19 protein-coding genes, 1 pseudogene and 1 riboswitch are annotated in these 23,251 nt (G+C 44.0%); of the genes and pseudogenes, 14 read left to right on the top strand and 6 right to left on the bottom strand.

Going from position 1 to position 23,251, the window contains the following annotated elements; genetic code table 11:
- The first annotated feature begins 26 nt into the window (after positions 1 to 26).
- From DWZ38_RS01075 to DWZ38_RS01035, 9 genes are all read left to right on the top strand, one after another.
- On the top strand, positions 27 to 2,669 hold the full coding sequence (locus DWZ38_RS01075; protein ID WP_243000105.1) for an alpha-L-rhamnosidase: 2,643 nt from the start codon (positions 27 to 29) through the stop codon (positions 2,667 to 2,669).
- A 43-nt stretch (positions 2,670 to 2,712) separates the two neighbouring features.
- On the top strand, positions 2,713 to 4,446 hold the full coding sequence (locus DWZ38_RS01070; protein WP_117849472.1) for a sensor histidine kinase: 1,734 nt from the start codon (positions 2,713 to 2,715) through the stop codon (positions 4,444 to 4,446).
- A 10-nt stretch (positions 4,447 to 4,456) separates the two neighbouring features.
- The gene (locus tag DWZ38_RS01065; protein WP_117849471.1) at positions 4,457 to 5,530 is read left to right on the top strand and encodes a response regulator; all 1,074 of its coding nucleotides are present in this window, start codon (positions 4,457 to 4,459) and stop codon (positions 5,528 to 5,530) included.
- 289 nt (positions 5,531 to 5,819) lie between these two features.
- Positions 5,820 to 7,124 carry an extracellular solute-binding protein gene (locus DWZ38_RS01060; protein WP_021926254.1) on the top strand — a complete coding sequence of 435 codons (1,305 nt, stop codon included), beginning with the start codon at positions 5,820 to 5,822 and terminating at the stop codon, positions 7,122 to 7,124.
- A gap of 98 nt (positions 7,125 to 7,222) precedes the next feature.
- Positions 7,223 to 8,101: a sugar ABC transporter permease gene (locus DWZ38_RS01055; protein WP_117849470.1), complete on the top strand. Its 879-nt coding sequence runs from the start codon at positions 7,223 to 7,225 to the stop codon at positions 8,099 to 8,101.
- A 14-nt stretch (positions 8,102 to 8,115) separates the two neighbouring features.
- Positions 8,116 to 8,943 (top strand): carbohydrate ABC transporter permease, encoded by an 828-nt coding sequence (locus DWZ38_RS01050; RefSeq protein WP_117849469.1) that lies wholly within the window; start codon positions 8,116 to 8,118, stop codon positions 8,941 to 8,943.
- Positions 8,944 to 8,947: 4 nt separating this feature from the next.
- On the top strand, positions 8,948 to 10,237 hold the full coding sequence (locus DWZ38_RS01045) for a trehalase family glycosidase (RefSeq protein WP_117849468.1): 1,290 nt from the start codon (positions 8,948 to 8,950) through the stop codon (positions 10,235 to 10,237).
- A gap of 124 nt (positions 10,238 to 10,361) precedes the next feature.
- Positions 10,362 to 11,942: a glycoside hydrolase family 43 protein gene (locus tag DWZ38_RS01040; protein WP_021924858.1), complete on the top strand. Its 1,581-nt coding sequence runs from the start codon at positions 10,362 to 10,364 to the stop codon at positions 11,940 to 11,942.
- Between the two features lie 658 nt (positions 11,943 to 12,600).
- Entirely contained in the window at positions 12,601 to 14,133 is a 1,533-nt protein-coding gene (locus DWZ38_RS01035) for a DUF5605 domain-containing protein (protein WP_021924859.1), read from the top strand.
- A 219-nt stretch (positions 14,134 to 14,352) separates the two neighbouring features.
- Here DWZ38_RS01035 and DWZ38_RS01030 read toward each other — a convergent pair whose 3' ends face one another.
- From DWZ38_RS01030 to DWZ38_RS01015, 5 genes are all read right to left on the bottom strand, one after another.
- Positions 14,353 to 15,861, bottom strand: a complete 1,509-nt coding sequence (locus tag DWZ38_RS01030) for a DUF5605 domain-containing protein (protein ID WP_021924860.1) — start codon at positions 15,859 to 15,861, stop codon at positions 14,353 to 14,355.
- A gap of 26 nt (positions 15,862 to 15,887) precedes the next feature.
- Positions 15,888 to 17,084, bottom strand: a complete 1,197-nt coding sequence (locus DWZ38_RS01025) for a glycoside-pentoside-hexuronide (GPH):cation symporter (RefSeq protein WP_262579966.1) — start codon at positions 17,082 to 17,084, stop codon at positions 15,888 to 15,890.
- A gap of 12 nt (positions 17,085 to 17,096) precedes the next feature.
- Positions 17,097 to 17,267, bottom strand: a complete 171-nt coding sequence (locus DWZ38_RS22020; protein ID WP_021924862.1) for a sugar transporter family protein — start codon at positions 17,265 to 17,267, stop codon at positions 17,097 to 17,099.
- A 204-nt stretch (positions 17,268 to 17,471) separates the two neighbouring features.
- Entirely contained in the window at positions 17,472 to 18,500 is a 1,029-nt protein-coding gene (locus DWZ38_RS01020) for a LacI family DNA-binding transcriptional regulator (protein WP_117849466.1), read from the bottom strand.
- Positions 18,501 to 18,642: 142 nt separating this feature from the next.
- On the bottom strand, positions 18,643 to 19,152 hold the full coding sequence (locus tag DWZ38_RS01015; protein WP_117849465.1) for a helix-turn-helix transcriptional regulator: 510 nt from the start codon (positions 19,150 to 19,152) through the stop codon (positions 18,643 to 18,645).
- Between the two features lie 222 nt (positions 19,153 to 19,374).
- Here DWZ38_RS01015 and DWZ38_RS01010 point away from each other — a divergent pair, with 222 nt between their 5' ends.
- Both DWZ38_RS01010 and DWZ38_RS22430 read left to right on the top strand, forming a co-directional pair.
- Entirely contained in the window at positions 19,375 to 19,794 is a 420-nt protein-coding gene (locus tag DWZ38_RS01010; protein WP_117849464.1) for a hypothetical protein, read from the top strand.
- Positions 19,795 to 19,850: 56 nt separating this feature from the next.
- Positions 19,851 to 20,072: a hypothetical protein gene (locus DWZ38_RS22430; RefSeq protein WP_207661309.1), complete on the top strand. Its 222-nt coding sequence runs from the start codon at positions 19,851 to 19,853 to the stop codon at positions 20,070 to 20,072.
- A 203-nt stretch (positions 20,073 to 20,275) separates the two neighbouring features.
- On the opposite strand, the pseudogene DWZ38_RS01000 reads toward DWZ38_RS22430, so the two are convergent.
- Positions 20,276 to 20,630 (bottom strand): annotated as a pseudogene (locus tag DWZ38_RS01000) (helix-turn-helix domain-containing protein).
- Between the two features lie 13 nt (positions 20,631 to 20,643).
- Positions 20,644 to 20,757: riboswitch (FMN riboswitch) on the top strand.
- Positions 20,758 to 20,861: 104 nt separating this feature from the next.
- Between DWZ38_RS01000 and DWZ38_RS00995 the strand changes: the two are divergent.
- From DWZ38_RS00995 to DWZ38_RS00985, 3 genes are all read left to right on the top strand, one after another.
- On the top strand, positions 20,862 to 21,011 hold the full coding sequence (locus DWZ38_RS00995; RefSeq protein ID WP_117849463.1) for a 4Fe-4S binding protein: 150 nt from the start codon (positions 20,862 to 20,864) through the stop codon (positions 21,009 to 21,011).
- A gap of 283 nt (positions 21,012 to 21,294) precedes the next feature.
- Entirely contained in the window at positions 21,295 to 22,158 is an 864-nt protein-coding gene (locus tag DWZ38_RS00990; protein WP_117849646.1) for a Sir2 silent information regulator family NAD-dependent deacetylase, read from the top strand.
- A gap of 53 nt (positions 22,159 to 22,211) precedes the next feature.
- Positions 22,212 to 23,231 carry a M14 family zinc carboxypeptidase gene (locus DWZ38_RS00985; protein WP_117849462.1) on the top strand — a complete coding sequence of 340 codons (1,020 nt, stop codon included), beginning with the start codon at positions 22,212 to 22,214 and terminating at the stop codon, positions 23,229 to 23,231.
- The last annotated feature ends 20 nt before the right edge of the window (positions 23,232 to 23,251 follow it).

Raw genomic sequence — 23,251 nt, 5'->3', positions numbered from 1 at the left:
AAATGCTCGCAATTAAGAAAATTTATATGGATTATGAAACAGCTCCTGTAGGTGTTTCTCATATGCCGCAGTTTGCCTGGGAGCTTGTCAGCGATAAGAAAAATGTAAAACAGAAATCCTATGAGCTTCAGATTGCAAAGGATGCTGATTTTACAGATTTGATTTACAACAGCGGAAAAACAGAGTCCGAGGAGTCTGCTCATGTTTATGCCAAGGGGAGCCTGGAAAATGCGAAACGCTATTTTGTCCGCGTGAAAGCCGCAGACGGAGAGGAAGAAACTTTGTGGAGTGACACCGCTTCCTTTGTAACTGCACTTGCAGGCGCAAATGGTGAGTGGGAGGAAGGTGCACCTGCATGGAAAGCTCCTTTCGTATCAGCAGAGACAGACGATTCCTACAAAAATGTTTCCAAGGGAACCTATGTAAGAGGAACCTTTGAAATTAAAAAAGAAGTAAAGGAAGCCTATGCATTTACCACTGCCCTTGGCCTGTATCAGTTTTATCTGAACGGCAGAAAGGTTGGCGAGGATGAAATGACACCTGGCTGGACTTCTTATAGGAGACATCTTCTTTACCAGACCTATGATGTAACAGAATATCTGCAGAAGGGTATAAACGGTGCCGGTGCTATGCTTGCTCCTGGCTGGTATAAGGGGGTTATGGGACTTACAAAGGCTCGCAACAATTATGGTGATCAGACAGCTTTTACCATGGAGATCGTGGTCCGCTATACAGATGGAACCACAGAATCTATCTGCACAGATACCTCCTGGACCGGCTGTGATTCTCCTGTTGTTTTTGCAGAAATTTATGATGGTGAAACCTATGATGCAAATCTGGAAATTCCAGACTGGTCAAAGGCAGGAACACCTTCCGGAAGCTGGAAGCCGGTACAGCTTGTATTTTTTGATACAGAGGTAATGCGCGCTCAGTATGCAGCCAAGGTTCACGTAATGGACCGCATTCCTGCAAAGCGTATTTTTAAAACTCCTGCAGGAGATACGGTTGTGGACTTTGCGCAGAACATGGCAGGCCGCATTGAAGTCACTGCATCCGGAAAACCAGGAGATGTAATTGAGCTTCACTGCTTTGAAGTGCTGGACAAAGACGGAAATGTTTATCTGGATAACCTTCGTGCTGCCAAGGCTACTATGAAATATACATTTGCCAAAGAGGGAACTGTTACCTGGCATCCGACCTTTACATATATGGGATTTCAGTATGCACTGATCGTTTCCTATCCGGGAGAGCCAAAGGCAGAAAACTTTACTGCATGCACATTGCATTCTGATATGGCTTCCACCGGAAAGCTGGAGTGCTCAAACCCGCTTCTGAACCAGCTTCACCATAACTTCCTGTGGGGACTGAAGAGTAATTTCCTGGATGTGCCTACAGACTGTCCGCAGCGTGATGAGCGTCTTGGCTGGACTGGCGATGCGCAGATTTTCTGCCGTACAGCAACCTATCTGATGAATACATATACCTTCTATAAGAAATGGCTTCGTGATCTGGAGGTTGACCAGACACCGGAGGGCGGCGTACCGCACGTAGTTCCGAACATTGAAGAAGGCCGAACAGATGGCAACTGGCTTCTCAGCCAGGGACCTCATTCTGCAGCAGCATGGGCCGATGCGGCAATCATCAACCCGTGGACCATGTATCTGATGTATGGAGACAAGGATATTCTGAAAAGACAGTATAATAGCATGAAGGGATGGATCGATTTCATGCGTGCCCATGCTGTGGATTATATCTGGAATTATAAGCTGCAGTTTGGTGACTGGGTTGCTCTGGATGCAGAAGAGGGAAGCTATTTTGGTGCAACTCCAAATGATCTGACCTGCACTGCATACTATGCATATTCCACCGGACTTTTCGTAAAAATGGCGAAGGCTCTTGGAAAGGATGATGTGGCAGCAGAATATGAGGAGCTTTACAGTAAGATCGTGAAGAAATTCCAGGATACCTTCTTTGACGCAGAGGGTAATATGACAGCTCAGACACAGACCGCACATATTGTGGCACTGTATTTCCAGCTCACTCCTGAGAAATATATTGAAAAAACAGTGGAAGGCTTGAAGAAACTGCTGGCCAAGGAAAACGGACATCTGGTTACCGGATTTGTAGGAACTCCGTATTTCTGCCATGCGCTGAGTCAGAACCATGCTCTGAAGGATGCTTATGATCTGCTTCTGAAGGAGGATTTCCCATCCTGGCTGTATCAGGTAAAGAAAGGTGCTACCACAATCTGGGAACACTGGGATGGACTGAAGGATGACGGAAGTATGTGGAGCGCAGATATGAACTCCTTCAATCATTACGCATACGGTGCCATCGGAGAGTGGATGTACCGCGCAATGGCTGGAATCGAGGCAGATCCGGAGCAGCCGGGCTTCAAGCATGCAGTGCTTTATCCGCGAATCGGAGGTAATCTGAAGTACACAGAAGGAAATTATCATAGCATTTATGGCAATGTTGGTGTAAAATGGGAAGTCCAGGGAACACAGATTCTTTTGACTGTTCAGATTCCGGTAAACACAACTGCCCAGATTCGTCTGGATCAGGCGAAAGCTGTTGTAAAAAGCGATGGGCTTACCTTTACGAAGGCAGCAGATTACATGAGTGCTGAAGCAGGAAGCGGAACTTACCACATTGTGTTTGAACAGTAATTTAAAATATTTTTGCGGCACAATATGAAAGGGTGATGAGAATATGGAAAAGAAAAAACAGGCTTCGGGAATACAAAAAGCATGGAGGCAGCTGAGTATTCAGAACCAGATTTTTCTTTCCATGTTTCTTATCACCCTTTTAGGTGTTGGGGTTTTGATGAATATTGTATATAAAGCCTCTGTTGATGCGATTGAGCAGAATTACCGGGCTTCTTATCAATCTACGCTTAAGAATTCCAGCCGTGTGCTGGATATGAATCTGAAAAATATTGTGGATGTTGGACGAAGCTTTCTCAATGATAAGTCTTTTCAGCAGATTCTGGAAAACGGAAATAAATATGGAGGAAGTAAATTTTCTTCCGGTGACCGGACAAAGCTTCGAAAAGTGGCAAATGAGATGGCCAGTCAGCAGGTTTGGGTGAACTATATTGTATTTACAGATTTGTATGGACATGTTTATCAGCTGAACAATATCAATCAGGGAACCTATGACTTCTATATGTATTATGCAGATAAGGATATCCTGAAAGAGGACTGGGTAAAGGCAGCCAATGAAGCTAAGGGACGAGAAGTGTTTTTTAAGGACAGCATTCTGGCGGTGGGATCTAAAGCCGGCTTTTGTTATGCAAAATATATGATCAATCCTTCTGATGGAGAGGGAATGGGATATATGGTAGTTGGCCTTAGCCAGAAGCTTTTGGGAAAATCCTTTGTCATGGGAAATGAAAGCTTTAATTCCAGCAATTTTATGGTGTTGGATGAGGAGGGCAAGCTGATTTATTTTGTTGGAAATGAGAAGAGGGAAACTGCTATTATGGAAGCCTTTTCCAATCCGGAAAAAAACAGTCTGTATCTTTTCTCTTCTGTTACAAACTATACTACAGGATGGAGTATTGTAAATGTAGTAGAAAAAAATGAACTTAGTGAGGAAAGCAAGGGAATTCGGCTGCTTTCATTTCTTGTAGCAGGCTGTGTTCTTATTGTAGGCTTCATTATGGCGAGAATTATTTCCAGAACTATTAGTCAGCCTCTGAAGCAGCTGGAAAATACTATTGCACAGGTTGGCGAGGGTGAACGTCATATTACAGAAGAGTTTGATTACAGTGAGGTTGGCCGTATTGGTCAGAAGTTTAAGGAAATGGTTAATACGAATCTTGAGCTTTCTGAGCATCTGATGGCTGTAAAGCTGAATGAACGTGAGGCAGAGCTTTTGCTTTTGCAGTCCCAGATTAATCCTCATTTTCTTTATAATACCCTGGATTCTCTGTATTTTGTGGCAATTATGCACGGGGATGACCAGATGGCAGAGATGGTGGAAGCACTCTCCGATAATTTCAAGCTGGCACTAAATAACGGAAATAAATATATTAAGGTTGCAGATTCCGTAAAATGGATGCAGGGCTATATGAAGCTGCAGAACATGAGGTACAATAACCGTTTTGAGCTGTTTGTGGATATCAGCAGAGAAATCCTCCAGAGGGAGACAATCACCTTTATTTTCCAGCCGTTTATTGAGAATGCCATGTATCACGGTCTTGAGCCGAAAATCGGTAAAGGTAAAATTTCCCTGCGAGGCTGGCAGGAGCAAAACAATATGATCTTTACCATTGAAGACGATGGCGTGGGAATTGACGATATGTCAAGACTGGAGAACGGTTACGGTGTGCGAAACGTAATTGAGCGTATAAAGCTGAATTACGGAGAAAAATATGGAGTAACCTTTGAAAGTAGTCCGGGAAAGGGAACGAAAGTGACGATTGTAGTTCCGGTAAAATAAGGAGGAATTTATGTATCGTTTAGTTGTGATTGATGATGAATATATTGTAGTGCAGGGGATCAAGGCTTTGCTTTCCCGATTGAAGCTGGATTATGAAGTGGTAGGTGCTGCTTATGATGGTATCCAGGGGCTTGAAGTGATCCGAAATGAGAAGCCGGATGTGGTAATTACAGATATCCGTATTCCGGGTCTGGATGGCTTGTCTGTTATCGAAGCTGCCAAGGATGAATGCCCGGATACAAATTTTATTGTAATTAGCGGGTATTCTGAATTTGCGTATGCGCAGAGAGCATTGACCCTGGGTGTAAAGGATTATATTGATAAGCCGGTTACTGCAGAAAAGCTGAAAAATGCTCTTGCCCGTGTTGAAAGCGGATGGGCCAAAACCAGATATGAAGATGACAAAAAGGCACAGGCTAACAGGGAAAAATTCCAGGAGCTTGATCAGATTTTTGAGGGTGGAGTGCGAAGCATTACAAGAGGAGATGCCGGATCATTTCGGGAATATTCCAGACAGGTTATCGCCTGCCTTAAGGAACTCTATCCGGATGTGCAGGATTTCAGGAGGGAATTTTACAAGCATCTTTGTGTACTTAGTGATGTGCTGATTGAGAGTCAGAAGCAGGTGGAGCGTGGTTCACTGGTTTCATTCCAGGAAATGGAAAAATGTGAGACTATGGAACAGATACAAGCTTACGGTGAAGGTGTACTGTCAGATATCAACAAGCATCTGACAGCAGACCAGACAGGAAGCAGACACAGGGTGATCCTGGAATTGCTCACATATCTGGACGAACACTACAACCAGGACATTGGACTGAGCGAGCTTGCTGACAGAGTGGGAATGAGTACTGCATATTTAAGTGTTCTTTTTAAGACAGAAGTAGGAACCTCTTATGTAAAGTATCTTACAGACCTGCGCATTAAGAAAGCAAAAAAGCTGCTTCAGGATGGATATAAGGTTCATGAAGTAAGCGAGCTGGTAGGATATAATAATTACAGATATTTTTGCGATATTTTTAAAAAGCATGAAGGCATGACTCCCAATGAATACAAAGGAAATGTGTGGAATCCAGAGGGATAATATAAGAGTATATACAAAGTGCACGTATTCATCGTTTTGGATATGTGTATTTTGCATATTTAGCATAATAAACTACCTGAATGTACTACAATTTTTATATAAAACAGTCTAAAAAAACTGTACATTACCATAAAAATTAGGCACTGGTAAATGAACGGGAAACTGGTATTATATAAGCATAAGATATTTCCCGGGGATACAAAGACAATAAGCGAAAAACATTAAACGAGACCGAAAAAAGTAACTGGCTAACCAAAAATCAAAAATTGAAAATTCTGGAGGAATTATAATGAAAAAGAGAGCATTAGCTATTTTAATGGCAGCATTAACAGCAAGCACCATGCTTGCAGTTCCTACATTTGCAGCAGATTACTCAGGAGAGGATCCACAGCTTGAGAAAAACATCAAAATCCTTACCATCTGGGCAGAAGATAATGACAACGGTGTGCTGTTAAATAAGATTTGTGAAGATTATCAGAAAAACGTAAACCCGAACTTCACATGGGAGTATGAGATGGTTGCTTCTGACAACCTTCAGCAGAAAATCGCTACACTGGCAGCATCCAATGATCTTCCGGATCTGTTCGCTTATGAAGCAGGTGCTCCGCTTAGCGTACTGATCGATTCCGGTAAAGTAAAAGATATTTCCGAAGCAGTTGATGAAATCGGAACAGCTGATTACTTGAACAGTGGTGCTGTTGAGCTTCTGAAAGGATTATCCGGAACAGATGATCTTTATGATCTTCCTCTTGGACTGAACGTAGAAGGCTTCTGGTACAACAAAGCTCTGTTTGAGCAGGCAGGATGTGAGGTTCCTACTACATGGGATGAATTTGAAGAAGTTCTTCAGAAGCTTTCCGATGCTGGTATCCAGCCTCTTACAACCGGCGGATCTGACAAATGGGGTGCAACCCGTCTGATCAACGCTTACGCAGTAAGAACAGCAGGAAACGACATCATGACAAAAGCAGCTGACGGCGAGGTTCCTTACACAGATGAGAAGCTGGTTGCTGCAGCTGATAAACTTGCAGAGTGGGCTGAGAAAGGATACTTCGGAGAAGGTATTACAACAGTTGATATGAACACAGCTGGTTCCATGCTGATGAGCGGAAAAGCTGCTATCTTCTACAATGGTTCCTGGTTTACACAGAACCTGACAGATGATTCCCAGAACCCGGCAGGCGAGGACGGAATCGGATTCTTTAACATTCCGGTTGCAGATGAGTCCGTTAGCTCCGCAACTTCTTACTCTATGAATTGTGGTAACATTCTTGCTCTTGATAACGATAAATATGACGAGGCTACTGGCTGGTTCCTGAAATACTTCATGGAGAACATCGGAAACCTTGCAATGGAAGAGCAGGGAACTGTTAAAGGTTACACATATGATGTTGCAGCAGATGATATGGATGGTTACACCAAGCTTGTTCTTGATGAGATTGACAAATCCACAGAAGGATTTGCATGGTGGGAAGCAAAAATGCCTAGCGAAATCTCCAAGACTGCACAGGAAAATGTACAGCCTCTGCTGAACGGCGAAATGACTGGCGAAGAATATATGCAGTCCATCCAGGACGTATATGACATGCAGTAAGTATCAGCTTTGGCAATATAAGCTTTGAACTTCAAATGGGAGTGTTTGCCAACAGACACTCCCATTTTTATGTCAGAAATCAGAAAGGAAGGAATTTTATGAACAAGGTATTAGGTAATAAGAAAGCGATATCCCTTTTCGTAATTCCGGCGTTAATTGTTTACACTATCATCGTAATGGTACCGGTTATCTGGTCGCTGTACTATTCATTTTTCAGCGGCAGCCCGGGACTTCAGTGGGAATTTGCCGGATTTGACAATTATGCAAGACTTTTTAGAGACAAGAACTTTTTAAATGCATTAACAGTAAACTGTAAATATGTATTAGTAGTAACCATTGGCCAGGTTGGAATGGGACTTTTACTTTCCCTGATGTTTAAATTCTGGTTGAGGAGATGCAAAACTATCGTAAGAACCCTGGTTTTCTTCCCTGTAGTACTTCCTACTGTTGCAGTAGGTCAGCTGTTTGCAAAGATTTATGAGATTCAGCCAAACTATGGTCTGTTAAACTCCTTACTTGACTCTCTTGGTTTTACAAACCTTGTTCAGCCATGGATCGGCCAGTCCAGCACAGCTCTCTGGGCATTGTGTGTAATGGATATCTGGGTAGCCATGGGATTCTATTCCGTAATTTTCTATGGTGCACTCCTTGATATCTCCGATGATATCCTGGAAGCAGCAAGAATCGATGGCTGCGGCGGATGGCAGTTATTTAAGAATATTCTTCTTCCACTGCTTCGTCCGATGGTAATCACCAGCCTTGTATTCAGCTTCTCCGGTACTGTAAAAATGTTTGAGTCCGCTATGGCTCTTACAAAGGGCGGTCCAGGAAGCGCAACCAAATCACTGTCCATGTATATGTATGACGTTGCATTTACATACAATAAGGTGGGTTACGCCAGCGTTATCGCAATCGTGATTTTCCTGATCTGTGTAGTCGGTTCTCTTGTTATTAACAAATTTGATGTGAAAGACTGAAAGGAGGAAATATTATGAAAAAAGTAAAAGCAGCTTTTCGAGGAATTGTAATTTTCCTTCTTTGCATGATTGAAATTTATCCGCTGTTCTGGATGCTTACAGCATCCTTCAAGAAACAGGCTGAGTGGAGTGAGAAACCTGCCTATGCATTAAACGATGGCTTTTATTTCCAGAACTACTCTGATGCATGGACAAGAGGCCACATGTCCACATTCTTTAAGAACAGCTTGATTACCACATTAGTGGCACTGGTATTTATCGTATTCTTCTCTGTGACAGTTGGTTTCGCTGTAACCAAGATGAAATGGAAATTCAGAAATGCAGTTGCACAGTATTTCCGTTTCGGTATTATGATTCCGGTTGCAATCGCATTGATCCCGCTGTTCCAGATTTACAGCAAAACAAATATGCTGAATACCAGAACCTGTCTGATCATTACTTACATAGCTTTCGGTTTGTCACTTTCCATCTATCTGGTTCAGGGATATCTTCGCTCCTTCCCGGATGACATTATGGAAGCTGCCGTTATTGATGGCTGCGGTATCTACAGACTGATGTGGCATATTGTAACACCACTTATGAAGAACTCCATTGTAACCGTACTGGTACTTCAGTTCTTCTTCAAATGGAATGACCTTCTGTTTTCCATGACATTCATCAGCGATTCTGCACTGAAGACAGTTCAGACAGGACTTCTGTATTTCTCTGATGAGTTTGGATCCAAGAACTGGGGTGCAATCTTTGCTTCTGTATCCATGAGTGTATTCCCGCTTCTGCTTCTGTACATGGCACTGAATAAGAAACTGATGGAAGGTATGACAGCAGGAGCTGTAAAGGGTTAATATTATGGAAGATAAAAGGACAGAGCGGTACAGACAGGAACTGAAAAATTTTGTAATGTCTCACACGGAGGATGTGCTGAAGAATCCGCGAAGCTTTATCCGCTATCCATTTATTGATCCAGGCTCTGTTTATGATGGAAATGTATGGGACTGGGATACCTACTGGTCCGTATACGGCTTCCTGAATCTGGCAGATTCTTACGAGGATCCGTCCGTGAGGCCGAGAATTATAGAGCATGCACAGGGAAATATTCGCAACTTTTTTGATCATCAGCTTGAAGACGGATACATTCCTATGATGATCGAGGTTGCAGACTGGCCGGAGCCGTATCTGAATATGCGGCACAAAGAAGGAAAAATCATGAATATGCATAAGCCCTTCCTTTGCAGCCAGATGTGCCTGATCAGTGATTATACAGGAGATTACAGCTGGACTGAGGAATTTCTGCCTGGTGCAGCGAAATATTTCGACTGTTATGATCGCTATTATTTCCACGAAAACAGTGGGCTGTATGTATGGCAGGATGATATTATGATCGGTATGGATAATGACCCGGCGACTTTTGGCCGCCCGTCATTTTCCACTGCAAATATTTATCTGAACAGCTTTATGTGCGTAGAGCTTGAGGCTGGCGCAAAGCTGTACCGCCAGTTTGGAAAAGAGGAAGAGGCAAAGAAGCTTCTTGGAAAACGTGAAGCTTTGATTACAGCTATCCAGCAGGAATGCTGGGATAAGCGTGACCGCTTTTTCTATTCCGTCGATGTAGATATTAAGACCAGAAAATACGATTGGTTCCATCAGGGGCTTGGGGTTTTCTGGAAAACACTGCCTATCAAGGTTCGTGTATGGTCTGGGTTCATTCCCATGTATGCAGGAATTGCTACCAAAGAGCAGGCAGCAGATATGGTGAAGCATATTTTTGATCCCGATACCTTTGGTTCAGACTTTGGCCTGACCACGCTTTCAAAGGATGAGAAAATGTTTGACCTGTCTGTTACCAATAATCCGTCCAACTGGCTTGGCCCGATCTGGCTGGTTGCAAACTATGTGGTATTTCGCGGACTTTTGAACTACGGGTACTGCATGGAGGCGGAAATTATGTACAAGCGCACCATGCGCCTTCTTGGAGATGATCTGGAAAAAACGGGCAGTCTTCATGAGTATTACGATCCATTTAACGGGAAACCGATTATGAATGGAGGTTTTATCAACTGGAACATACTGGCGCTGAATATGGCAGATGAGCTTGAAGGAAAGAAACCAATGTGTCTGCAGTCGTTGTATGAGAAATAAAATGATATAAGCGTCAAAAGGTCTTTTGCCACTGGTATCATAAAATGTATATTGAAAAGGATTGTAAGATTGTAGCAAGGTTGCGATTTTACAATCTTTTTTTATAAAGTGGAGGTAAGAAGAGATGATTCAAAATCCAATTCTTCCGGGATTTTGCCCGGATCCAAGTATTATCCGTGTAGGAGATGATTATTATATTGCAAATTCAAGCTTTGAGTGGTGGCCGGGTGTGAAAATTTACCACTCAAAGGATTTGAAGCATTACGAGCAGCTGCCGTCACCACTGACCAGGATGAGCCAGCTGAACATGGTAGGAGAGCCGGATTCCTGCGGCGTGTGGGCTCCGGATATTTCTTGGGACGGGGAGTATTTCTGGCTGATTTATACAGATGTGAAGACTCGTACCAGCGGATTTTTTAATACCCATAATTACGTGGTGAAATCAAAGGATATCCGGGGAGGCTGGTCGGAACCAGTTTATCTGAATAGTTCTGGGTTCGATCCTTCCCTGTTTCATGATACAGATGGGAAAAAATATGTGGTGAATATGATCAATAATTTCAAAGGGATCCTGGTGCAGGAGTATGACCCGGTGCAGGAATGTCTGGTTGGAGAGGCGAAGAATGTTTTCCCGGGCACGGGGCGAAATTATACAGAAGGACCGCATATTTACCATATTGGGGAATATTATTATCTGCTGATGGCAGAAGGCGGAACCAGCTATGAGCATATGGCAACTATGGCGAGAGCGCGTTCCATTTGGGGACCATACGAGGAAGATACAGGCAATCCGGTTCTGACTTCTGATGTGGAAAATCCGGAGGAGCTGCAGAAGTGCGGGCACGCAGATCTTGTATGCACTCAGAATGGGGAGTGGTACATGGTGCATCTATGCGCAAGACCACCCAAAGGAACCCGCCAGTGCGTCCTTGGCCGCGAGACCGCAATTCAGAAAATGGTGTGGAACGAAGATGGCTGGCTGCGCCTGGCCTGCGGCGGAAGGTTTGGCCAATGGGAGACGGAAGAACCGGAGGGAATTGCAGAATATATTTTCCCGGAGGAAGAGGGGAAGGATTATGGGAGAGATGACTTTGGGAGAGTTTTGGATGTGCGCTACACATCTCTGCGCCAGTCTTATGACAGCTACGCAAGTTTGACCGAGCGTCCGGGCTATCTGCGCCTCTATGGCCAGGAATCCCTGAATTCTTGCTGCAACGTCAGCATGATTGCCAGGCGCCAGCAGGCACGTCATGTTCAAGTAGAAACCAGCATTGATTTTGTGCCAACATGCAGAGAACAGATGGCTGGCTTGGCTTACATGTATGATACGGGAAACTTCTATCTTCTGGTAAAAACCAGAGACGAGGAATATGGTTGTCCGTCACTTGACCTGAAGATTCCAGCGAAGCTTCGTTTAATCCGAAGCAGCCACTTCGCAGTGGATGATGTAATCCCTCCGATTGCCATCCCCGAAAACGGCCCCCTGTTCCTGCGCACCGTTACCACCGAGGATGGCCTGCACGCGAAATTCTACTATTCCCTGGACGGACAGAATTTCCGTGAATTGGCCGAAGTCCCCACCAACATCCTCACCGATGAACAAAGTGAGGGCTTCACCGGCGCCCACTTCGGCATGTACTGCCACGACATGACAGGCGGAAGAAAATGGGCAGATTTTGATTATTTTGAGATTTTGAGGAAATAAAAAATTAGTATCATACTAAGACTTCCCATACCTAAAATGGGATTCGCACCTTTGTTAAAATGGTTTTTCGACAACTCTATTATACCAAGAGGAACAGGTTTATGCCTTTTTTATTGGCCGAAATATTGAATTTTCAATGTTCAACACACCGTACTGGTGTGGGAAGTTTTAGTATCATAGCTATAAATGAGCAAGTTCGTGATTTTGCATAAAAGAAATTGCAACAATTAGTAAGGCAGTTGTAAGTATAATTTGCAATTCCTCATAAGTACTTATAATGATTACTCCCTTCTGGTAAGGTGTCCAGATCGAGTGAAAGCACGTCCCCCGGCTACCCGGTTAAGTATATTATATTGTCAAGGTGCTATGATCCTCTTTTTTCTCGTAAATATCATCTCAAAATACGAATAAAGTACGTCTATTAATATATTAAAACCTGTTAAAATGAATTTGTCAAGAATAATATAAAAGCTAAAAGGAGCAGTTAAAGTTTGAAACAAATAATGAAAGGATTGCTCTTTTTGGTTAATAAATTCCTACATTTTCTTAATAAAGTTCCATTGCAAAACCCATGTTTCCTGGCGTATTATGGTAGCAGGAAACATGGGTTTTTATGTTTATGGAAAAAGAAATTTTTTAGTAAAAGGAGTATCTGATTATGGAAATGAACTATGCAAAAACTGTGGAAAAATGGGGAACCCTTGAGGTTGCAGTTAAGGGGCCGAAGGAGGGGAATCCTTTCTGCGACCAGTGGATCAAGGGAACTTTTGAGTGTAAAAATGAGAAGAAAACAGTAGACGGTTTCTATGATGGAGACGGTGTTTATAAAGTAAGATTTATGCCATCTTTTGTGGATACATATACATTTAAAATCGAATCTTCCTTCCAGACAGAAAGCGCAGAAGAAGTCAGCGGCAGTTTTGAAGCTGTAGCCCCTTCCGCAGACAACCACGGTCCAGTCCGCGTAGCCGGAACCTATTACCTGGCTTACGAGGATGGCAAGCCTTATCATTGTATTGGAACTACCTGTTATGTATGGAACCTGCAGAATGAAAAGCTTCAGGAGCAGACCCTGAAAACCCTGGAAGAAAATGCGTTTAACAAAATCCGTTTCTGCATTTTCCCGAAGCACTACGATTACAACCTTCACGAGCCAATCACCTACCCGTATGAGGGAACACCCTGCGACACTTCTGAATTAAATGAGAACAATTTCGCCGAATACAACGGCTGTGCACCTGGAAATGACTGGGACTTTACCAGATTTAATCCAGCACATTTCCAGCACATTGAAGAATGTATTAAGAAGCTGATGGCCCTTGGCATCCAGGCAGATCTGATCGTAATGCATCCATACGATAGATGGGGATTTTCCATGATGAAGGCAGAAGATGACGACCGCTACTGGAAATATGTTCTGGCACGTTTTTCCGCATATCGCAATGTATGGTGGTCACTGGCCAATGAGTACGATTTGATGCATGAGAAAACTCTCGCAGACTGGGAAAGATATGCCGCAATCATCTGCGAAAAAGATCCATATCACCACCTGAGATCCATCCACAACTGCAAAGCTTACTACGACTATAACCTGCCATGGGTAACTCACTGCAGCATCCAGCGAACCGAAACCTACCGTTCCTCCGAGCTGGTAAACGAGTGGCGTGAGAAGTACCACAAGCCAGTCGTTCTGGATGAAATCTGCTATGAAGGAAACATTCAGTTTGGCTGGGGAAACATCAGCGGAGAAGAAATGACCAGAAGATTCTGGGAGGCATTCTGCCGCGGCGGATATCCGGGACACGGTGAAACTTACCTCAGCCCGGACCGCATTCTCTGGTGGTCACACGGCGGAGTTCTGCACGGAACCTCCCCGGAGCGCATTAAATTCCTGGCAAAAATTATGGAAGAAACCCCAGGTCTTGGCGTAGAACCAATGCCATGCAAATGGGATGAAGTTGCCTGCCGCGCAGCTGGCTTCCCGGCAAGAAAAGACTATTTCATTTATTACTATACATTTATGCGCCCAAGCTTCCGTGACTTCTATTTCGACGATACCACAGAGTATCAGGTAGAAATCATTGATACCTGGGAAATGACCATCACAGACGGCGGAATCCACAAAGGACAATTCCGCGTCCAGCTTCCAGGCAAGGAATATATTGCGGTGAGAATTAAAGCTGTAAAGTAAAAGGCAGCTGGAATGATGATGCAAATATTTCAGCTCCAATATTAGATTTTGTATGAAATAAGGCCGATCACTTGTGCGATAAAAAGCACATAAATGATCGGCCAACTTACATCGTTTTTACTTAAACGATATTTTTCATAGATCGTGATACATATATTATACGAACTTTTCAGATATGCGTTAGCAATAACTTTCTGCGACAGCGCCTATCCGCGGCAGTTATTTCACTTCTTTCATCCTCACCGCCATATACTGTCTAGCCCCCATCTTAATCCGAATTTTTCCTTCATAAACTTCCGGAAGTTCTTCTGTGGTCATATTCCAGGTGTCGATCAGTTCAATCTTGTACTTCTTTCCAGCTGGCAGCGTGTAGTTGCGGTACAGTGGGCGGAAGAAGCCGTAGTAGTACAGGAAGTAGCTTTCGCCGTCGTGGAGGCATACGGAATCCCAGTTTTCTTCGTGGTTTTCCGGGGTGAGAGTAAGAGGCTGGATGTCATCTGGAAGCTGAGCCATCTGCTCTTTCAGGAAGGCAATTCTGGCTGTGCTTTCCCCGTGAAGGGTGCCGCCGTGAGCCCACCAGATCTGGTCGCCCTGGTCCACATAGGTCTCGCCGTGGGACAGATATCCGCCGCGCATGCAGCCTTCCCAGAAGCGTCTGGTCAGCTCCTGTGCAGTCAGGCAGCCCCATCCGAAATCAATGTTTCCTTCGTATCCAACTTCGTCTACAATCACAGGCTTGCGGTACTGGTTTCTCCAGTCTGTAACCATTTCTGCGGTCTTGTAAACATCTACACGCTGAACGCTTACATGTGTGATCCAGGATCTGTTGTGGTCAAAAAGAGGAACGCAGTTGTGGATGGAACGAAGGTGTCCGTACGGGTCATTTTCCATTACAACTCTTGCGTAAGTATCCCAGTCTTCTACGGTTTTCTGAGGCATCAGATCGTATTCATTTGCCATGGACCACCAGATATTTTTGAAGTGGGAAAGACGTCTTGCAGCATAGGATAAGTAGAAAATATCCTGCTCCTTTGTCATTTTGGAAAAGCCCCAGCGGTCGTATGGATGAAGAAGAATGATGTCTGCTTCGATGCCAAGCTCGTCCAGCTGCTGGATTCTTTTTTCCAGATTTTCAAAGAACACATTATCAAATCTGGAGAAATCAAAGCCGTCTTTTGCGTTTCCCTGGAATGCATATCTTTCCGGATCTGTGGTGTTGTAGGTGTAGAATTTTGGGAAAATACACATTCTGATCTTGTTAAAAGGAGCGTTTTTCAGTGTTTCCAAAGTCTGCTCCTGCACCTGTTCGGACTGGTTGACCCATGCGTAGCAGGTGGTTCCAAAAGGCTGGAATCTGGTGCCGTCCTCGTATGCAAAATGGAATTCATCTTCTGTTACATAGAAGTTTACTTCCTTCTTTGGAAGTACATCTTTTTTCAGGCACACACGTCCATGGTTGCCTGCTGCGGCTGGTGTGCAGAGAAATTCACCTGTCTGGCCGTCCAACTGCGGGTCGCTGCTGTGTGTCTCATAAGTCCAGTTACCTTCTGCCTGAGGCATGAAACGGATGCCATATTTTCCCTGATCTTTGTAAAAACCTTTTACGGTAAGCTTCTGGATTCCATTGGAAAAATCAGCGGTAAGCTGTACATCCTGAAATGGATTTCCCTGGGATGTTCCGGAAAGTTCCAGGTCAAATACTTTATATTTTTCTACTGTTTTTGCCATAATTTTTCCCTTCTTTTTGAAAACTTTTATGCTCTCTTAGCACGCTTCTCCAGGTCTTCTACAATATGTCCATACTCTTTGTCCAGCTTGTAGAATAACAGGATGATGAACATGATCGCGAACACAACAAGCGGTACATATAAGAAGATGACGCGGATTCCGCTGATTGCGGAAGCTGGCTGTGCAGCGGAGGAGCTTACGAAACCAAATGCTGCAAGTACCCAGCCAAGAACTGCGGAGCCGATACCGGAACCGATTTTCTGTCCGATGGAGTTTGCGCTGAAAACAAGGCCCTCTGCGCGGATGCCGGATTTCCAGTCGTTGTACTCAACTGTGTCAGCAAGCATTCCGTACATAACACCGGAAAGAGCTGCGTTTCCAACACCTTTGATGATTGCTGCAATGTAAAGAACTGCATAGCTGGTTGGATTTAATAGTACCATTGCATATCCGATGAAGGAAATTGCAACACCGGAGATGGCGATTTTCTGTTTACCAATCTTGCGGATGATACCTGTGCATATTGCAAATGCTGCGAAGGAAGCGATGTTCTGGAAAATGGAAAGGTTTCCAACCAAGCTGTCATCGTTCATAATGTACTGTGCATAGTATACGTTTACACCGATAAAAGCGTTTACTACGCTGTTTAAAAAGAAGATTGCAAGAAGAATCATCCAATATTTGTTTTTAATAAGGCTTTTCAGAGCCTGTGGGATGTTGACTTTTTCTTCAGATCCGGCTTTCTTTGCTTCTTCGGTAACTGCTTCTTTGGTGGTGAAGAATACGATCAGGAAAAAGATGATCGCAACGACACCGTAGATCAGGAATGTTTTCTGCCATGCGGAAGAATCATTTCCGAAATATTTAACAAGTGGAAGAGTTGCTGCGTTTACGACCATACCGCCGCCAAATGCAAATACCATTTTGGAAATATTCAGATAGCCGCGCTCGGTTTGGTTCTTGGTCATAAGAGCTGCAAGGGAACCGAATGGCAGGTTGATCGCTGTGTATACAACAGTTACTGCCAGGTTGTAAGTGAGGAACGCATAGATGATTTTACCTGTGGTTCCAAAATCCGGTGCTGTGAACATGAGAACAAGTGACACTGCAAATGGAATGCACCACCACAGAAGCCAGGGTCTTGCTTTACCGTGTTTGCTGTGGATCTTTTCCATCAGGGAACCAACGATCAGGTCGCTGACGCCGTCCAGGAGACGGGAGATCAGAAGAATGGTTCAAACCACACCTGCGCCAAGTCCTGCAACATTTGTGAGGAAATAGGTGAAGAAGGAGTTGACTGGTGTGTACATCATGTTGTTTGCGAAATCACCGACGCCGTAGCCGATACGTTCTTTCATATGCAGGGAACGGTTTTCGCCTTCGTATGCATTTTCTGTGCCTTTCATTTTGTTTACCTCCGTACGTTTTCTTAAACTTGTTTTAAAACTATATTTTAATCATAATTCAACAAAAATTCAACAGAATAATCACAAAAACAGGGTTTTCTCTGTTTTATATAAAGGAATTCTGTGGAATTTGAACATAATGATGTAAAAATAGGACGAATTTAAACGATTCTGTTTAAATCCGCCCTGGATGAGGGTGTTTGTTTACAGGCTTTGTCTCAGCAGAATATCTGGCTGTGCGTAGATTTTGACCCGGGTAGTCCACTGCTGATGGATTTCTTTGTCCAGCAGGTCCATGGCCATGGCAGCGCGCTCAGCATGAGGGATTCTGACCTGAGTCAGCTTGGCACCGGAAAGGATGTAATCCGGAATCTCGTCAATGCCAATGGCTTTTACACGGTCTGGAAATTTAATTCCACGTTTGCGAAGGGCAGTGGTGACGCCAATGGAAATCTGGTAGTTTTCAAAAAGAAATCCTTCCGGGAGGGGATTGTGCTCCAGCCAGGTGAGCATATTTTCGGTAATTGTGGGAATGTTGTGGCCAAGCTTTATGATATCGCTTTTGGCGGGCATGTGGTCGTTGCCGATCATGGTGTTGCGGAAAGCATCACGCCGTTTCTGGAAATTGTAGATACTTTTGCCGGTGCACAGGTATTTGATATCGGATGCACCTGCCTGGTACAGAAGGTTCAGGCTGTTTTTCACCGCGCTTTCATTGTCGATGCAGACGCTGTTGTATTTGCCGTCGGGGGCTTCGTAGTCGTAAAGGACAATGGGCTTGTTGATTTTTTCCAGAATGGGATAGTCAGCAGGCTGCATTTCCGTGGCAAAAACAATGACGCCGGCAACAAGCTCGGTGTTGCATTCTTCGATAACCACATTGGTTTCGTATTCCGTTTCATTAATGTAGGAAAGGCCGTAGAGATAGCCGCGGGTTCTTGCTTCTGTGTCAAAGGTGCGCAGAACTTCGGTCCACAAATCCAGCTCCGGGTCGCAGACAACCTGTTTGCGGTGGTTGATGATGAGCACCTTGATCAGACGGTGCGGTGCGTCGGGACTCTGGAAGGAGGAGTTTTCCGGGAACACGCCGCCGTTGTTTTCCAGTTCTTTTATGCATTCCAAAACCTTCTGGCGGGTCTGTTCGTTTACGCCGGGTTTGCCGTTGACTGCGAGGGAGACGGTGGCTTTGGAAATGCCAAGATGTCTGGCGACATCGACCATTTTTATTTTCATAGGGATACCTGCCTTTCCGGGGAAAATGTGGTTGGTGAAAATTGCTTACGGGTGGAGCTGTATGGTTTACTCATGTTTATATTTAAACATTTTAAACTATTGATTTAAACAAGTCAAGGAGGAAAACAGGCGCATATGAAGTCTAATTCTGGTTGGCGGGCACTTCCTTCTCTACCCACAGCTGAAGTGCTTCAATAGCCCGGGAAACTTTCTCCAGATTCTCCTGTATATTGGAAAAATCAGGAATTTCGTCCTCGGAGATTTTCCCATCTCTGGATATTTCAATGAGGCGGTTGGTAAGTGGGTAGACCGCATTTAAGGAGGCAACGGTTTCCAGAATGATTGCTGGAAGCTCGGTCATCTCTATAGAAGGAACGTATTTCATACCGATCGGACATTCATGTGAGCAGTAGTAGTTGCAAAGCTCCGGGGCATTGTAAACCTGGGACATGCGGATCACGTCCTCGGGGGCAGGCTGTACCTTCTCATTTTCGATGCGCTCTAAGCGGTCCTCGGAAATAAATGCGAGAAGTTCAGAGGCTTTTTCCCGGGGGAGGTTGTCTTCCTCACGCAATTGCTGGTAAATGGTTTTATTTTCTCTGGTGGATTTTCTTCCCATGGATTTTTCCTTTCCCTGCTGTATTACGAACATTTCGGATGCGTTTGGTTTTTTGTGCTGCGTTGAAATTCATATTACGCAGCGTCTGCGGAATAATTGGGGTTATTCCGCAATAAATGCGGTGTATTTTCCCAGGCAAAAACACTATAATCATCCCATAAAGTTCAATACAACATCTGTTAAAGATTACAGAAAGCTTTTTAAACTGGCTTTCCGGACTGGATTTAGTATAACACGAAAGAAGAGGGAAATGAAATGGAAGGTTACAATTTACAGAAAGAAATGAGTGAAGCGATACAGGCTGGTGAAAACGCATTGTGCAGCCTGAGGACAGCAAGGGAAGAACTTCAGAAAGCTGGGAACTGGGGAATTGTGGATTTGTTTGGAGGCGGATTTATTACAAACCTGATCAAGCATTCCAAAATGGATAACGCTTCCCACCTGATGGAAAATGCCAAGTATGATCTGAAGAAGTTCCAGAAAGAGCTTAGGGACGTGACGATCAATACGGATTTGTCAATTGACTGCGGCGGTTTTCTTACCTTTGCCGATTTCTTCTGGGACGGCGTGGTTGCCGACTGGCTGGTACAGTCGAAAATCAATGATGCAAAGCGTCAGGTCGATGACGCGATTGCACAGGTGGAGCAGATTCTCAGGAGACTGAAGCAGTATTAAAATTTTGAATGGCAAGCTAAATTATTGATTAGATAGAAAAAATGGAGGAAAAAATTATGTTAACACTTATTATAATCGTTTTAATTCTCATGGCAATTTGCAGACCGCGTCGCTACAGAGGCTTTGGCCCGTATCACCATCATCACGGCCCGTTCTTTGGACCTCCGATGGGTGGCCCGAGAGGCCCTCATGGTCCTATGTGCGGCGGCCCTTTTGATCACGGCCCTGGCGGACACAGAGGTCCTGGCGGCCCATTTGGCCCTGGTCCAAGATGGTAAATGATTTACAGAGAAAATATTAGAATTGGAATTTGATGACTGGAAATGTCTCTAACATTCTATGTGGAATGCAGGGACATTTCCGGAGAACAATTCAGATTATAAGGATAAAATCCGGAACTTTAATTCTTTGTCAAAGTTCCGGATTTTTTTATGCGTGAAAAGTAATTTGATTTATTTCTTTCTTTGATTATGGAATAAATTTAGGAATACTGCTTCTTATAATTTTCTCCCCAGGCCCACATTGCATCCATGATGGGCCTCAGGCTGTAGCCAAGCTCGGTCAGGGTGTTATTCTACTCTTGGCGGCACTTCGGCGTAAACCTTGCGGGTGAGAAGTCCGGATTCTTCCATCTGGCGAAGCTGTGAGGTGAGAACCTTCTGAGATACCGTGCCGATGGATTTGCGCAGCTCACCGAACCGCTTGGTGCCAGTAAGCAGATCGCGGAGGATGAGCACCTTCCATTTATCGCTGATGAGAGTGAGGGTAGTCTCCACGGGGCAGGTTGGGAGATTGGGAGCTGTGGACTGGGATGTTGATTCATTATGTTTTTCCATTGTGATGATACAAATAGTTCTTCAGGACAAGGTGAAATTCCTGACCGGCAGTATAGTCTGCGCGCCATATGGCTGATACGGCGAAATCCCGTAACCGACGGTAAAGTCCGGATGAAAGGAGATAACAATGAATACAGAAACTGTAAAAATTGAGAATGTAAATAAAGATAATAATTTTAAAGAAAAAAATAAGATAATGCTTCAGGTGAGAATGCTGACAATGACGGCTGTATTGGCTGCAAACTATGTTATTCCGTCTGTCCACAGAAATGTATTGATATTAGTAAAATTCCGGTGGAAATCGATCAGAATCATTGTCTTCACTGTGGAAGATGTGTGGAAACTTGTCCTGCTCAGGCAATTATGAAGAGAGGACAATAATCGGAGAAAGGACTGGATAGTGGCAGGTATGAACCAAAATGAGAGACGAATTTTCCTGATTTAAGAGCTTTTAAATGAGCGAGAGAATGAAAATTATGGAACAATGTCCATTCCAAGAGAGCGGGAAGATCAGAAACTGCTTTTGCGCGGGCTGATGAATGTTCGAGTGCCGAAGAAAATAAATCCCAGATTTTTGCAGATCCAGGACGAATATTTGAGGGCAGAGATGGAAGAAAAGAATATTCTATTTAAAGAAAAAAATCAGTTGTTTTACAGAAGAAGGATGGCGAAGATCCAGCAGCTGAAAGAGGCGATTGAAGAAGCGGATGCGGTTGTGATTGGTGCAGGAGCCGGGCTTTCTACTTCAGCTGGGTTTGTATATACAGGGGAACGATTTTCGAAATATTTCGGGGATTTTACAGAAAAATATGGATTTGAGGATATGTACTCAGGCGGATTTTATCCATTTGATTCTTTGGAGGAATATTGGGGGTACTGGAGCAGATATATTTATATTAACCGATATATGAATGCGCCGAAGCCAGTGTACGAGAATCTTTTAAGGCTGGTACAGGAGAAGGACTATTTCGTGCTTACAACCAATGTGGATCACTGTTTCCAGAAAGCTGGTTTTGATAAACATAGAATGTTCTATACACAGGGAGATTATGGCCTCTGGCAGTGCAGCAGACCATGCCATCATGAGACATATGATAACCGGAAAATTGTGGAGAAAATGGTAGAAGCACAGGGCTATACTGTGGCAGCAGACGGCACATTACTTGCTCCGCAACGCGCTGCACTGAAAATGACAGTTCCGTCAGAATTAGTACCTCATTGTCCAAAATGCGGCGCTCCAATGACCATGAATTTACGTGCGGACAGTACCTTTGTGGAAGATGATGGATGGCACAAAGCTGCCTCCAGATATGATGATTTCATCCGCAGACACCAGGGAATGAAGGTCCTTTTCCTCGAGCTTGGAGTGGGTTATAACACTCCCGGCATTATCAAATATCCTTTCTGGCAGATGACCGCAGGCAATCCGAAGGCTGTTTATGCATGTATCAATTACAGAGATGCCGCCTGCCCAACGGAATTACAGAACCAGGCGATTTGTATAGAGGGAGATTTTGAGAGATTGTGACTATGTAGCCGCTAATATATTAGCAAGGGAAGTATGTTTTGCAGGAGTCGCTCATGAAATATTATCAGAAAGCAGTTTCTACTCCGGGAATACCGTACTATACATATGAAGAAATGCAGCAGGATCTTGCCGCTTTGCAGGCGGAGTATCCTGCTTTTTTGCAGCTGCATTCTGCTGGGAAAAGTGTAGAAGGAAGAGACATTACAGAAGTAATTCTGGGAAATATAGAAAGCAGATTTCATATTCTGATACAGGCTTCCATGCATGCTAGGGAATATATGAATACAATTCTGATGATGAACCAAATAAATGATTATTTGCGGCAAAAAACTGGAAAATGTTTGGAAAATCAATCCTGTAAGCGATACGCTTCATTTCAAGATGTATATGGAATTCATACATTTTCCAGAGATAAAAAGTATATTCATAGAGCTCTAAATAACATCCAAGACATATGCTTTCATATCATCCCCATGGCAAACCCCGACGGCGTCACATTATGCCAAAATATGAATGCAGCACTGGCAAATCCTATCGTAAAAAAGTGTGCAGCAAGCAGGCAGGAAGCAAATAATTTTATCCAGAGGTGGAAAGCTAACGCCCGCGGCGTAGACCTAAACCGAAACTTCGATATAGGCTGGGCGTCCTACATAGGCGCACCTGCTCCATGCGGAGAAGGCTATAAAGGCCCATCCCCAGCCAGCGAACCGGAAACCCAGGCCATTCTTCACACTGCCAGCAAATACAAGTTTGCCTGCTGTATTTCCTATCATTCTTCCGGAAATCTCATTTATTGGGACTACGGCTGTCGCGGAAATCTCCGCCAAAAAGAACTGGCTCTTGCCAACTATGCATCCACCATAATTGGCTATCCTCTCCATTCTACCATCCAGGATGCCGCAGCCACCGCAGGCTGCAGCGACTACTTTGTTCTGAAACTGAAAATCCCCGCTATAACCATCGAAACCGGAGCCGGAGAATGCCCGTTAAGCACAGAAGAATATCCCGAAATTTATAAGAAAAATAATAATTTATGGATAAATCTGTATAGAGTAATGCAATATTTGATATAAAAAAGGGGCGCCTGATTTTC

The organism is Ruminococcus sp. AF31-8BH (assembly GCF_003460605.1).
In the GTDB taxonomy this organism is placed as follows: Bacteria; Bacillota; Clostridia; order Lachnospirales; family Lachnospiraceae; genus Blautia_A; species Blautia_A acetigignens.
Note: the sequence above shows the minus strand (reverse complement) of the source record. Positions and strands in the feature narration are given on the sequence as shown.

What these genes read in the sequence shown, in the direction of transcription:
- DWZ38_RS01075 (WP_243000105.1), top strand. Translation starts at nt 27, where the DNA reads ATGGATTATGAAACAGCTCCTGTAGGTGTTTCTCATATGCCGCAGTTT.
- DWZ38_RS01070 (WP_117849472.1), top strand. Translation starts at nt 2,713, where the DNA reads ATGGAAAAGAAAAAACAGGCTTCGGGAATACAAAAAGCATGGAGGCAG.
- DWZ38_RS01065 (WP_117849471.1), top strand. Translation starts at nt 4,457, where the DNA reads ATGTATCGTTTAGTTGTGATTGATGATGAATATATTGTAGTGCAGGGG.
- DWZ38_RS01060 (WP_021926254.1), top strand. Translation starts at nt 5,820, where the DNA reads ATGAAAAAGAGAGCATTAGCTATTTTAATGGCAGCATTAACAGCAAGC.
- DWZ38_RS01055 (WP_117849470.1), top strand. Translation starts at nt 7,223, where the DNA reads ATGAACAAGGTATTAGGTAATAAGAAAGCGATATCCCTTTTCGTAATT.
- DWZ38_RS01050 (WP_117849469.1), top strand. Translation starts at nt 8,116, where the DNA reads ATGAAAAAAGTAAAAGCAGCTTTTCGAGGAATTGTAATTTTCCTTCTT.
- DWZ38_RS01045 (WP_117849468.1), top strand. Translation starts at nt 8,948, where the DNA reads ATGGAAGATAAAAGGACAGAGCGGTACAGACAGGAACTGAAAAATTTT.
- DWZ38_RS01040 (WP_021924858.1), top strand. Translation starts at nt 10,362, where the DNA reads ATGATTCAAAATCCAATTCTTCCGGGATTTTGCCCGGATCCAAGTATT.
- DWZ38_RS01035 (WP_021924859.1), top strand. Translation starts at nt 12,601, where the DNA reads ATGGAAATGAACTATGCAAAAACTGTGGAAAAATGGGGAACCCTTGAG.
- DWZ38_RS01030 (WP_021924860.1), bottom strand. Translation starts at nt 15,861, where the DNA reads ATGGCAAAAACAGTAGAAAAATATAAAGTATTTGACCTGGAACTTTCC.
- DWZ38_RS22020 (WP_021924862.1), bottom strand. Translation starts at nt 17,267, where the DNA reads ATGAAAGGCACAGAAAATGCATACGAAGGCGAAAACCGTTCCCTGCAT.
- DWZ38_RS01020 (WP_117849466.1), bottom strand. Translation starts at nt 18,500, where the DNA reads ATGAAAATAAAAATGGTCGATGTCGCCAGACATCTTGGCATTTCCAAA.
- DWZ38_RS01015 (WP_117849465.1), bottom strand. Translation starts at nt 19,152, where the DNA reads ATGTTCGTAATACAGCAGGGAAAGGAAAAATCCATGGGAAGAAAATCC.
- DWZ38_RS01010 (WP_117849464.1), top strand. Translation starts at nt 19,375, where the DNA reads ATGGAAGGTTACAATTTACAGAAAGAAATGAGTGAAGCGATACAGGCT.
- DWZ38_RS22430 (WP_207661309.1), top strand. Translation starts at nt 19,851, where the DNA reads ATGTTAACACTTATTATAATCGTTTTAATTCTCATGGCAATTTGCAGA.
- DWZ38_RS00990 (WP_117849646.1), top strand. Translation starts at nt 21,295, where the DNA reads ATGGCGAAGATCCAGCAGCTGAAAGAGGCGATTGAAGAAGCGGATGCG.
- DWZ38_RS00985 (WP_117849462.1), top strand. Translation starts at nt 22,212, where the DNA reads ATGAAATATTATCAGAAAGCAGTTTCTACTCCGGGAATACCGTACTAT.